At 65.8% G+C, this 11815-nt stretch carries 14 protein-coding genes; 6 read left to right on the forward strand and 8 right to left on the reverse strand.

Annotation, left to right across the window (positions count from 1 at the left end):
- Positions 1-87: 87 nt before the first annotated feature.
- Positions 88-936 (reverse strand): diaminopimelate epimerase, encoded by an 849-nt coding sequence (dapF, locus tag B0E48_RS06405; RefSeq protein ID WP_077517171.1) that lies wholly within the window; start codon positions 934-936, stop codon positions 88-90.
- A 13-nt stretch (positions 937-949) separates the two neighbouring features.
- Positions 950-1129, reverse strand: coding sequence for a lipoprotein (locus B0E48_RS06410; protein ID WP_077517246.1), 180 nt, complete (start codon positions 1127-1129; stop codon positions 950-952).
- Positions 1130-1247: 118 nt separating this feature from the next.
- Here B0E48_RS06410 and B0E48_RS06415 point away from each other — a divergent pair, with 118 nt between their 5' ends.
- Entirely contained in the window at positions 1248-1937 is a 690-nt protein-coding gene (locus B0E48_RS06415; protein WP_077517172.1) for a hypothetical protein, read from the forward strand.
- 27 nt (positions 1938-1964) lie between these two features.
- Here the strand turns inward: B0E48_RS06415 and B0E48_RS06420 are convergent, their stop codons facing one another.
- Together B0E48_RS06420 and B0E48_RS06425 are read right to left on the reverse strand one after the other, a co-directional pair.
- The gene (locus B0E48_RS06420) at positions 1965-3464 is read right to left on the reverse strand and encodes an efflux transporter outer membrane subunit (protein ID WP_077517173.1); all 1500 of its coding nucleotides are present in this window, start codon (positions 3462-3464) and stop codon (positions 1965-1967) included.
- A 143-nt stretch (positions 3465-3607) separates the two neighbouring features.
- Positions 3608-4081: an N-acetyltransferase gene (locus B0E48_RS06425; RefSeq protein ID WP_077517174.1), complete on the reverse strand. Its 474-nt coding sequence runs from the start codon at positions 4079-4081 to the stop codon at positions 3608-3610.
- A gap of 262 nt (positions 4082-4343) precedes the next feature.
- On the opposite strand from B0E48_RS06425, the gene B0E48_RS06430 reads away from it, so the two are divergent.
- On the forward strand, positions 4344-5828 hold the full coding sequence (locus B0E48_RS06430; RefSeq protein ID WP_077517175.1) for a RimK family protein: 1485 nt from the start codon (positions 4344-4346) through the stop codon (positions 5826-5828).
- Between the two features lie 18 nt (positions 5829-5846).
- On the opposite strand, the gene B0E48_RS06435 is transcribed toward B0E48_RS06430, so the two are convergent.
- The gene (locus B0E48_RS06435; RefSeq protein ID WP_077517247.1) at positions 5847-6104 is read right to left on the reverse strand and encodes a hypothetical protein; all 258 of its coding nucleotides are present in this window, start codon (positions 6102-6104) and stop codon (positions 5847-5849) included.
- Positions 6105-6333: 229 nt separating this feature from the next.
- On the opposite strand from B0E48_RS06435, the gene aroE reads away from it, so the two are divergent.
- The 3 genes from aroE to B0E48_RS06450 all read left to right on the forward strand — a co-directional run bounded on the left by aroE (position 6334) and on the right by B0E48_RS06450 (position 8093).
- On the forward strand, positions 6334-7164 hold the full coding sequence (aroE, locus tag B0E48_RS06440) for a shikimate dehydrogenase (protein WP_077517176.1): 831 nt from the start codon (positions 6334-6336) through the stop codon (positions 7162-7164).
- A 5-nt stretch (positions 7165-7169) separates the two neighbouring features.
- The gene (locus tag B0E48_RS06445) at positions 7170-7427 is read left to right on the forward strand and encodes a YkgJ family cysteine cluster protein (RefSeq protein ID WP_305793698.1); all 258 of its coding nucleotides are present in this window, start codon (positions 7170-7172) and stop codon (positions 7425-7427) included.
- A 111-nt stretch (positions 7428-7538) separates the two neighbouring features.
- Complete coding sequence (locus tag B0E48_RS06450; RefSeq protein ID WP_077517178.1) at positions 7539-8093, forward strand: energy transducer TonB; 555 nt, start codon at positions 7539-7541, stop codon at positions 8091-8093.
- 14 nt (positions 8094-8107) lie between these two features.
- On the opposite strand, the gene B0E48_RS06455 is transcribed toward B0E48_RS06450, so the two are convergent.
- Entirely contained in the window at positions 8108-8437 is a 330-nt protein-coding gene (locus B0E48_RS06455) for a low molecular weight protein tyrosine phosphatase family protein (RefSeq protein WP_077517179.1), read from the reverse strand.
- On the reverse strand, positions 8437-8970 hold the full coding sequence (locus B0E48_RS06460; protein ID WP_077517180.1) for a gamma carbonic anhydrase family protein: 534 nt from the start codon (positions 8968-8970) through the stop codon (positions 8437-8439). Before B0E48_RS06460 ends, B0E48_RS06455 begins: the two co-directional genes overlap by 1 nt.
- 142 nt (positions 8971-9112) lie before the next feature.
- On the opposite strand from B0E48_RS06460, the gene B0E48_RS06465 reads away from it, so the two are divergent.
- The gene (locus B0E48_RS06465) at positions 9113-11170 is read left to right on the forward strand and encodes a M3 family metallopeptidase (RefSeq protein WP_077517248.1); all 2058 of its coding nucleotides are present in this window, start codon (positions 9113-9115) and stop codon (positions 11168-11170) included.
- Positions 11171-11286: 116 nt separating this feature from the next.
- Here the strand turns inward: B0E48_RS06465 and B0E48_RS06470 are convergent, their stop codons facing one another.
- On the reverse strand, positions 11287-11496 hold the full coding sequence (locus B0E48_RS06470) for a cold-shock protein (protein ID WP_007809889.1): 210 nt from the start codon (positions 11494-11496) through the stop codon (positions 11287-11289).
- Positions 11497-11815: the final 319 nt, after the last annotated feature.

The raw sequence follows: 11815 nt of genomic DNA on the forward strand, positions 1-11815 counted from the left end.
ATGTCCTCGAACCATGGCAGGGCACGTCGAGAGACGTGCGGTCAGGCTGGAGTGTGCGATGGACGCGGGCGCGCTTCAACCGGCACGTCAGGGCGTGCCGCCTGGAACCGTCCATTCACCCTCGAACGCGAACGTGGCCGGCCCGGTCATCCACAGTGTGTGGCCGGGGCCGGCCCAGTCGATCCGCAGCGTGCCCCCGGGCAGTTCCACCTGCACACGGTCGTCGACTTCACCGCGCTGATGCAGCACTGCCATCGCCGCGCAGGCACCCGTGCCGCAGGCCAGCGTCCAGCCGGCGCCGCGCTCGTGCACGCGCAGGCGCAGGTGAGTGCGATCGAGTCTATGCACGAAGCCGGCGTTGGCACCCTGCGCAAAGTGTTCGTGACCGGACAACAGCGGGCCAAGTTGCTGCAGTGCCGGGTCAGCGAGATCCTGCACCGCGACCACCGCATGCGGATTGCCCATCGATACCGCGCCGATCTCCAGCGTGGCGTCGCCCGCCGTGATCGCATAGTGCGGCGCCGGCTGCGCGGTGGCGAACGGAATCCGCGCCGGTTCGAACATCGGTTCGCCCATGTCGACGGTGACTTCGTGCGCATCGAGCAGGCGCACGGTCACCGGGCCGGACGGACTTTCAAGCCTGACGCTGTCGCCAAGTGCGAGTGCACCGGCGCGATGCAGCCACGCCGCCACGCAACGCACGCCGTTGCCACACTGGCCAGACGGCGAGCCGTCGGTATTCCAGATGCCGTAGTAGAACGCGCAGGACGGATCGCGCGCCGGTTCCACGCTGATCAGCTGGTCGAAACCCACACCGGTGTGGCGGTCGCCCAGCGCGCGGATCTGCGCGGTATCCAGCGGGAAGCCACGATGCCGGCAATCCAGCACGACGAAGTCGTTGCCGATGCCGTGCATTTTCGAGAAGCGCAGTTGCATGAGGCGGTCGCGATCAGTACTGGTCGCTGGCCGGTGTTGCGCTGCTGGCCGCCGGGGCCGGCGTGTGCGGTTTTGCCGTACTCGATGCCGTGGCGGGCTTGGTCGGCGGCAACACCAACGGGCCCTTCTGGCCGCAGCCGGTCAGCATGGCGACAACAAGACAAAGCGACAGCAGCAAGAGGGATCGGCGCATGGCGAGGTTTCCTGTGGACAGTCGCAGTATAGCGAGGCCTGCTGAACCGGCCGCGGCGCAGGTTATCGCCGTTATGATGCACGACAGATCGCACTTCGAGGCGACGAGGAGAGACACGATGGACTGGAGCGCGCTGTTGCGCATGCCGATGACCGTGCTGCTGGTGCTGGCGGCGGTATTCCTGCTGCTGACGCTGGTGCAGCTGGTGGTGTTGCGCCGGCACCTGCACAGCGGTCGTCGGCTTGCCGCGAGCTGGCGCGCGCTGCTGTGCCTGCTCTGTTGCGCGCTCGCCCTGCTGCTCGGTGGCACCGGTATCGCGCTGCGCGGTTATCGATTGCTCGGCGAAGAAACTCCCGTTGTCGATATCGACGCGCGCATCCTTTCACCGCAGCGCTGGGCGCTCACCCTGAGCTGGCCCGACGGCAGCACCCGGCAAGTGCAGTTGTCCGGTGACGACTGGCGCGTCGAGGCGGTGGTGCTGAAGTGGAAACTGCCCGCGCTGCTGGCTGGACTGCCGCCGCTGTACCGGCTCGACCGGTTGTCCGGCCGTTACGACGATGCCGCCCAGGAGGCGAGCGCGCCACGCACGGTGATCGACTTGGGCGAGGCCAGCGCCTTCGACCTGCTCAACCTCAGCAAGCAGTACCCGCAGTGGCTGCCCGAAGTCGACACCATCTACGGCAGCGGCGCGTTCCTGCCGCTGGTCGATCAGGGTCACTACAGCATCAGCCTGATGCGTACCGGCGCGCTGGTGGCGCGTCCGGATGACGCAACCGCGCAGCGGATAGGCTCGCCACTTGGCGGTTGAACCCACCCGGCTTGCAGGAAACCCGTCTCAGCGACCCGAAGGGCGACTGGCGGTACTCGTCTTGGCGGCATCGGCATCTGCGGCCGGCAGCGCCGCCGTATTTCCTGCGTCGTAACCGCCGCCAAGCGCCTGGATCAGCTGCACCGAAAGATCCATCTGCTGGCTGTCCAGCGCGGCCATGCGCTGCTCCGCCGCCAGCAACTGCTGGCGGGCGATCAATGTTTCCAGCGAGCTGCCGAGGCCGCCCTTGTAGAGTTTCATCGCATCGTTCCAGGCCTGCTGCGCGTCCTGCTGTGCTCGCTGTTCAGCAGCAATCTGGGTTTGCATCGACTTGAGTGCGGTGTAGTCGTCGTCGACTTCGTTGACCGCGCGCACCAGGGTCGCGTTGTATTGCGCCACCAGCCCGTCGTAGCCGGCGTCGGCTGCCGCCAGATTCGCCCGGCGCCGACCGCCGTCGAAGATCGGCAGGCTCAGCGCAGGGGTGATGCCGTAGGTGCGCGAGGACAGCTCGAACAGGTTGCTGCTGTCGCCCACCGCGACGAAACCAGCCATGGCGCTGATGCTGATATTCGGCAGAAATTCGGTCTTGGCCGCCTTGATCTCCTTGCCAGCCGCTTCGACGCGCCAGCGCGCGGCGACCAGATCGGCGCGACGGCCGATCAGATCGACCGGCAGGTTGTCCGGCAGTGCGAGATCGGCCGGCTTCAGCACGCGCGGTCGGGCGATCTGCTGGCCACGGTCAGGACCCTGGCCGAGCAGCACCGACAGGCTGCTGCGCACGGCATCGATGGCATGTTCGACCTGGGCCTTCTGCTGCTGTGCGCTGGCCACCGCGAAGTCGGCCTGATGCAATTGCTGCGGCGAGCCCAGGCCGGCGGCCAGGTAGCGGCGGGCCAGTTCGAGCACCTTGCCGGTGCGTTGCAGTTCGGCGTCGGCGACGTCCTGCTGGGCGAACGCATAGCCAAGCTGGATATACGCGCGCGCCACGTTCACCGACAACTGGATGCGTGCCGCGTGCGCGTCGATCTCGGCGGCGCGGCGGCGGCCCAGCGCGGCCTCCCAGGCGGCGCGCTTGCCGCCCCACAGATCCAGCCCCCAGGAAAAGTCGAGCGTGGCCGACTTGGCCCAGGCGAACGTGCCCAGGTCCTCCACCGGATAGCTGTAATCCTTGCTGGACAGCCGGGCACCGGGCGCGGCGGCGTCCAGGCTCAGCTGCGGGCCGCGCGCCGCGTTGGCACCTTGCACTTGGGCCTGCGCCAGTCTGGCTGCCGCATCAGCAGCGGCCAGGCCGGGATTGTTCTTCAGCGCTTCGTCGATCAACGCCGACAGCTGCGGATCGCCCAGACCGATCCACCAGTCCTGCGCCGGCCATGCCGCCGGGGTGAGCTTCACTTCAGCGAGGCTGCGCTCGGTGGCGAGGTGTTGCGGATCGGTCAGCTGGCCGTCGGGGTGCAGGCCGCGACTGCTCGCGCAGCCGGCGAGCGCCAGGGTCAGCGTGATGGCAAGAGTCAGGATACGCATGGACATCGGGAAATCTCACGAAGCAGGACGATTGGACTCACCGCTGCACGCGGTGTCGCGACGTTCCCATGTCCCCTCGATCGCGCCGACATGATAAACCCGTGCTGCCCGCGGCGAGGCGACTGGGCAGGCGGTCGCAGCCGGGCGACTCAATCGAGTGATTTTTCGTAACGCCAGGCATGCGTGCCGTCCTGGTAGTAATGCGGGTAATGGCCGATGTGCCGATAGCCGTGTCGTTCGTAAAGGCGCACCGCATTGGCGTTGTCGTCGCGCACTTCCAGTCGTAGCGCGTGGCAGCGGCGTTGCCGGGCGGCTGCTTCCACGGCATCCAGCAGCGCGGTGCCGACACCCTTGCCGCGCGCTTCGGGTTTGCTGGCAATCGAGTACAGCCGAGCCACGCGGCTACCCTTGCGGAAGAACACCACCGCGGTACCGAGAAAGTTGCGGTGATTGGCACTGGCCACCAGCACCAGTGCCGAGTCGCTGTCCAGATGGCGGCGGTATTGCGTGCGGCTCAGCCGGTCGCTGTCGAACGTCCCTTCCTCCAGCGCCACCAGGTCATCGAGATCGGACGATTCGGCACGGCGCACGCGCACGCTGGCACTGGCAGGGGTTGGATGCATGCCTGGGGATTCCGGCGCGACGTGGCGCGCGTACTCGTGCAACAAATGGAGTGGGGTGATTAGCACGCGCGGACTCTAGCAGCCGGCGGCGTCTGCTGCGCGTGTTCATGGCCTGCTCCTGATCATGGGCTATGCCGTTTATTCACGCTTCAGTGCTTTACCCTTGTGCAGCGTCTGCCCTGTGCCAAACTGCGCGCCTTGTGTGTCCCGCCGCGCCGCGCGCAGGGGCATCCCGCCATAGCTGGATCACCTGAGTGGTGCCATGACCCGTCTGGTCATCGTTGTCGAGAAGGCCTCCGACTGGGGCTCTTACTATCCGTCCGTCGACGTCATGAGCGCGATGGATTACCTGCGCGAGCCCGTCGGTGGCGACGACGAACGCACCCACGTGATCAACCTGTGCCGCAGCTACAAGTACCTGGGTACCGGTTATTACGTGTCGCTGCTGGCCGAGGCGCGCGGGCACAAGGTGATGCCGTCGGTGCGCACGGTGAACGACCTGCGCCGGCGCTCGCTGTACGGCGTGGACATCGAGGATCTCAATACCAAGCTGACGAATTTTCTTCCCGCCGGCGGCCGCGACACCACCGATTTCGGCATCCTGGTCTATTTCGGCGAGACCGCCTACCCGGCGCTGCAGGACCTGGCGCGCCAGGTGTTCGAATCATTCCCCTGCCCGCTGCTGCGCATCGAGTTCGAGCGCGACCGCGTGTGGCAGGTCAGCTCGATCAAGCCGGTCGGCCTGCAGACGCTGGACGACGCGCAGGAAGATGCGTTCGCCGAGGAGCTCGACCGCTTCTCCAGGAAGCTGTGGCGCAAGCCGCGCGCGCGCAAGCTGTACCGCTATGACATCGCGATGCTGGTCGATCCGGCCGAGCAGATGCCGCCGTCGAACAAGAAGGCGCTGAAGGCGTTCATCGCGGCCGGCAAGGAACTCGGCATCGAGGTCGACCCGATCGGCAAGAACGACTACCAGCGCCTCGCCGAGTACGACGGCCTGTTCATCCGTGAGACCACCGCCAGCGACAACCACACCTACCGCTTCGCCCACCGCGCCGAGAAGGAAGGCATGGTGGTGATCGACGATCCGACCTCGATCCTGCGTTGCACCAACAAGATCTTCCTCAACGACTTGATGGTGTCGCGCAAGCTGGCCGTGCCGCGCACCGAGATTCTTTACCGCGACGACAGCAAGGGCATGAAGGACGTCGTCGCCAAGCTCGGCTTCCCGCTGGTGTTGAAGATCCCCGACGGCTCGTTCTCGCGCGGTGTGGTCAAGGTGGAAAGCGAGCAGGCCCTGGAGCAGGCGGCCAGCGGTCTGTTCCAGCACAGTGCCCTGCTGCTGGCGCAGGAATACGTCTATACCGAATTCGACTGGCGCGTGGGCGTGCTCAACCGCGAGCCGCTGTACGCGTGCAAGTACTACATGTCACGCGGTCACTGGCAGATCTACAACCACGGCGCCAAGGGCACCGCGAAGTCCGGTGGCTTCGAGACGATCGCGGTGAGCGACGCGCCGGCCGAGGTGATCAAGCTGGCGCTGAAGGCGACCCAGCCGATCGGCGACGGACTCTACGGTGTCGACCTCAAGCAGGTCGGCAACAAGCCGGTGGTGATCGAGGTCAACGACAACCCGTCGATCGACGCCGGTGTCGAGGACGCCCATCTCGGCGATGCGCTGTACCTGCAGATCATGCAGGAGTTCCTGCGCCGGATGGAACGCAAGCGGCAGGGCATCACCGGCTGAGTCGGCGGCCGCAAACGCTCAGTGCCACACCGCGCGATACGGCGCATGGCGCCGCGGCCTGCACAGCGCCAGCAACTGGCGTGGCAGCGACGGTTCCAGCACCAGCAGGACGACCAGTGGTGCGCCGACCAGCCAGAACGTCGGCGTCCATCCGAGCAGGTCGGTGCGCAGCGGGACCAGGGTGGTCAGCAGCAAGACACTGCCGGCAACCAGCCACAATGAGGCGGCGCCCAGCAGGTGTTGGTGATGGAGGTTAGGCAGTAAGTGCGGATGCATGTCGCGTGTCCATTCGGCAGATGACAGCTGCAGCTTGCGGCGCGTCCATCTCACCGGCTGCGACCGGCACACGGTGGGAACGACTTCAGTCGCGATGCTCCTGCTTGAATTGGATCATGCGGCGAGAGCTATCGCGGCTTAAGCCGCTCCCGCAAAGAGCCGGCTCGGACGAAGCTCGCGAAAACCTCAGCTTGTAGAATGGGTGCCGCCACCCACCCATGGAATCTGCATGCAACCCGCTCAATTCGCCGTGTTCGGTCATCCGATCAACCACAGCCTGTCACCGCAGATCCATCACGCATTCGCACAGCAGCTCGGCATTACGCTGGAATACCGTGCGATCGACGCGGCACCGACCGACTTCGTCGCTTCGGTGCGGCGCTTCTTCGCGGATGGCGGTCGCGGCACGAATGTCACGCTGCCGCACAAGGCGGCGGCCTTCGCGCTGGCTGACCAGCGCAGCGAGGCAGCCACACGTGCCGGCAGCGCGAATGTGCTGACCCGACTCGCGGATGGCAGCTTGACCGCGCACAACACCGATGGCGCCGGCATGGTGCGTGACATCACCGAACGCCACGGCGTCGACCTGCGCGGCCATACCGCGCTCCTGCTTGGTGCTGGCGGTGCCGCGCGTGGCGTGGCGTGGAACCTGCTGGATGCCGGCGTGCAGACGCTGACCATCGTCAACCGCTCGCCCGAGGCCGCCGATGCATTGGCCGATGCGATCGGCGAGCCCGCGCGTGCGCACACCCGCTACTGGGAGGATCTGGCCGACATTGGCAGCTACGACCTGATCATCCAGGCCACCTCGGCCGGAGTGCTGGGCGCGTCGCTACAATTGCCGTTTTCGCTGGTTGGTGCCCGCGCGCTCTGCTACGACCTGTCCTATGGCGTCGCGGCCAGCGGATTCCTGAGCTGGGCGAAGACCGCCGGCGCGCGTTACGCGTTCGACGGTCTCGGCATGCTGGTGGAAACCGCCGCCGATGCGTTCGAACTGTGGCACGGCCAGCGGCCGGAGACCGAGCCGGTGTACCAGCAGCTGCGTCGGCAGACCGCGTGAGCGCCCTGGCCTGCCGGCCCGGCTGCGGCGCTTGCTGCATCGCGCCGTCGATCAGTTCGCCGATTCCCGGCATGCCGCAGGGCAAGCCGGCCGGCGTGCGCTGTGTGCAACTGACGGCGGACAACCGCTGCGCGATCTTCGGCCAACCCGAGCGGCCCGCGGTATGCGGCAGTCTGCGTGCCGAACCGGTGATGTGTGGATCGGATCGTAACCATGCGATGACGTGGCTGACGCAACTGGAAGCGGCCACGGCCACGCGCTGAAGCAATGTCGCCACACGGCTGAAACACAGCATGGCTATCGTCGCCCCAGTCGCCGGGAGCGCGCCGGTGACGGCGGCTTCCGCGCGCGGTCATCCTCACGCAGCAGGTGTCATGTTTCGCTCATTCTCAGTCACGGCGCGTCATCACGCGCCTGTCCTCGTTTCCGTCGTGCTTCTGCTGGTGCTGGCCGGTGGCGTGTTCTGGTACAGCCATGCCACCGCCGAGGCATCCATGCTCGATGCCGGGACGGCGCCATCCGGCGTGGCGGCGGCATCCAACGACAGCGCGCAGAGCGGCACCCAGATCCTGCTTGGGCTGGCGCGTGATGCCATGCATGACGGCCGACTGGTGGCACCGGCCGGCAGCAACGCCTACGAGTTCTACCTCAGCGTGCTGCAGTTGGAGCCGCAGAACCGGACTGCGCAGGAAGCCTTGCGCGAGTCCTTTCCACGCGCATCCGAGGAGATCGAGCGCGGGATCAACCAGAACGATCTGGACGAGGCGCGGCGGGAGATCGACCTGCTGCGCGAGTTCGACAGCAACAACTTCACCCTGGCCTTGCTTGGCGGCAAACTCTCCGCCGCACGCAACATCGAAACGAAGCGGCATGAAGCGGAAGCCGAGCGCATCCAGCAGGCAAATGCCGGGCTTACGCCGGGGATGTGATTGCATGCGAGACGTCAGCGCAACAGCTGACTAGCTCTTTTCAGCAACAGGTCAACCAGCTCCGGTTGCATGAAGTCGTAGCGGTCGGGGATATCCAGACAGATCACCCGCTTGCCCTTGAGTCGGGCACCGTGACGTGCCTGAAGGCGCCGCCGATGGCTGGATTCCATCACCACGATGAGTTCTGCCCAGTCCACCTGCTCGGCTGTCAGCACCACCTCGGCGTCTTCGGCCAGACCGGCGGAATCCACTTCCAGGCCAGGCCACGCGCCAAACACCTGTTCAGCGGTGGGGCTGCGCAGGCGATTGCGACTGCACAAGAACAACACGCGACGTACAGCCATCAGGCCGATACCAGATACGCGTCCTTCAACCGCACGTAGTGGTCGGCCGAGTAGTGCAGCTGCTCGATCTGCTGGTCGCTGAGCAGGCGCACGAACTTGGCCGGATTGCCCAGCCACAGCTCGCGTTCGCCGACCACCTTGCCCGGCGGGATCAGGCTGCCGGCGCCGACGAAGCCGTACTTCTTCACCACGGCGCCATCCATGACGGTGGCGTGCATGCCGATCAGGCAGTAGTCGCCGATCATGCAGGCATGCACCACCGCGGCGTGACCGATGGTGACGCCCTCGCCGATCAGGCAGGGGAAACCCGGGCCGTATGGGCCGGCGTGGGCGACGTGCACGACGCTGCCGTCCTGGATGCTGGTACGGGCGCCGACGCGGATGTAGTTCACGTCGCCGCGCAACACCGTGCCGGGCCAGATCGACACGTCGTCAGCGAGTACCACGTCGCCGATCACGCTGGCGGCGGGGTCGACGTAGACGCGTTCGCCGAGGGTGGGCGCGATGCCCTTGAAACTGCGCAGAGGATTCATTCGTGCATGGTAGCGGCCGGCGCGCCCGGGTGTGGAGCGGGTCCATGTGGAGCGGGTCGGCATCCTGCCGGACGCGGTCATATCGCCACGCTTGATTTCGTCTCGCGCGGTCGCCACGCTGGCGGCTGGAAAAGGAGCGTTCATGAGTCACGACAACCCATTGCTGGCCGACGACGCTTTGCCGGCGTTCTCGCAGATCCGCCCGGAGCAGGTCGAACCGGCGATCGAGACGATTCTTGCCGATTACCGCGCCGGCATCGCGGCGCTCACCGCGCCCGGCGCACCGCGTGATTTCGCGACCGTGATGTTGACCCAGGAACGACTGGAGCAACGGCTGGCACGCGCCTGGGCACCGGTCAGCCATCTGCACTCGGTGGCCGACAACGAAGCGTTGCGCAAGGTCTACGGGCCGGCCGAGGAAGCACTCACCGATCACGCGATCGAACTGGGCCAGAACCGCGACCTGTATGCCGCGGTGCAGGCACTGGCCGACGCGGCGGACTTCGCCACGCTGCCGCGCCCCGAGCGCGCGCTGGTCCACCATGCGTTGCGCGACTTCAAGCTGTCCGGTGTGGCGCTGGAAGAGCCGGCGCGCTCGCGCTACCGCGAGATCGGGGTGGAGCTGTCGAAGCTTTCCACCGAATTCTCCAACGCCGTACTCGACGCCAGCGAAGCCTGGCACGAGCACATCACCGACGAGCGCGACCTCACCGGTGTTCCCGAATCCGGTCTCGCGGTGCTGCGCCAGTACGCGGAGGATCAGGATCTGGACGGCTATCTGGTCACGCTGAAACAGCCGAGCGTGCAGGCCGTGCTGACCTACGCCGACAACCGGGGTTTGCGCGAGCGCGTGTACTGGGCCTATCAGACGCGCGCCTCCGACCAGGGGCCGAACGCGGGCAAGTTCGACAACAGCGCGCGCATCGAGAAGATCATGGCGCTGCGTCACGAAGCCGCGCAGCTGCTCGGCTTTCCCACCGCGGCGGAAGAATCGCTGGCGACCAAGATGGCTGGTTCGCCGGCCGAAGTGCTGGAATTCCTGCATGATCTGGCCAAGCGCGCGAAGCCGGTGGCGCAGCGGGAACTGGCCACACTGCGCGAGTTCGCGCATACCGAACTGAAACTGGACAATCTCGAGTCCTGGGATGTCGGTTACGCCTCGGAGAAGCTGCGCCAGCAGCAATACGCGCTGGACGAGGAACAACTGAAGCCCTACTTCCCGCTGCCGGCGGTGATCGAGGGCCTGTTCGGCCTCACCACGCAGTTATACGGCATCGCCCTCGCCGCCCGTGACGGCGTCGATGTATGGCATCCGGACGTGCGCTACTACGACGTACGTGATGCCGCTGGGCGCGTGTTCGCCGGTGCCTATGTCGATCTGTACGCGCGCAACGGCAAACGTGGTGGCGCCTGGATGGACGTCTGCCGTGCGCGTTTCGACGACGGTGCGAATCGGCAGTTGCCGGTGGCCTTCCTCACCTGCAACTTCGCGCCGCCGACCGAGGGCAAGCCGGCCCTGCTCACCCACGACGACGTGCTGACCCTGTTCCATGAATTCGGCCACGGCCTGCATCACCTGCTCACCGAGATCGCGCTGCCGTCGATCGGTGGTATCGATGGCGTGGAGTGGGACGCGGTGGAACTGCCCAGCCAGTTCATGGAGAACTTCGGCTGGAACCGCCAGGCGCTGGATCTGTTCGCGAAGCATTACCAGACCGGCGAGAAACTGCCGGATGAACTGTTCCAGCGCATGCTCGCCGCCCGGCATTTTCACGCCGGCCTGTTCCTGGTGCGCCAGCTGGAATTCGCGTTGTTCGATTTCCTGCTGCACCTCGAATACGACCCGGCGCAAGGCGCACGCACGCTGGCGGTGCTGGAGCAGGTACGCAAGCAGGTCGCCGTGCTGCATCCACCGGCGTGGCAGCGTTTTCCGCACGGTTTCAGCCACATCTTCGCGGGCGGCTATGCGGCCGGTTACTACAGTTATCTGTGGGCCGAACTGTTGTCGGCCGATGCGTTCAGCGCGTTCGAGGAGCATGCAGGGAAAAACGGCAGCGTCATCGACCGCAGCACTGGCGAGCGTTTCCGTCGCGAATTCCTCGCGGTGGGAGCAAGCCGCCCGGCACTGGAGAGCTTCGTGGCGTTCCGCGGCAGGAAGCCGCAGCCGGAAGCGCTGCTGCGTAGTCACGGTCTGGCCTGACGCGCGCCGCGCTGCTTCATCGCGCCGTCCGGTGTGGCGGCGCGATGCGATGAAACCTGGGGCAAAAAAAAGCCCGCCGAAGCGGGCTTTTCAAGATCGCTCAATTCCCGAAGGAATTAGGCAACCTGGACTTCCTCAGCCTGCAGGCCTTTCTGGCCCTTGGTGACGACGAACGTGACGCGCTGGCCTTCCTGCAGGGACTTGAAGCCCGTGCCCTGGATCGCGCGGAAATGCACGAACAGGTCGTCACCGCTTTCCGGGGTGATGAAGCCAAAACCTTTGGCGTCGTTGAACCACTTGACTGTACCGCTCTGACGATCCGACATGTAACATACCTTTGAAGCATTGATGGTTTGCGGCTCGGAGCGATTTGCACTTTACCGCAGAGGGGCAGGAATACCGAGTTTCCTCAGACTCTTGCCTGCTCAGCATACACCGGAATGCAAGGTTTCGGTGGGTTTCGTATACGAAACCCTTTCCGGCAACCCCCTCAGGGCTCCCAGAGCCGGACAAATCCCCGTGATAAACCGCATTGCAGAGCCATTTCGGCTCGCTCGCTGCTGGCGGCAAGGGCGGCCACGAAAGTCGCCCAAACAGCTCAATTCGTTACCCATTGTCGGTTTCTGGCGGCCCGGACTGGCGCAT

The organism is Rhodanobacter sp. C03 (assembly GCF_002001175.1).
Lineage (GTDB): Bacteria > Pseudomonadota > Gammaproteobacteria > Xanthomonadales > Rhodanobacteraceae > Rhodanobacter.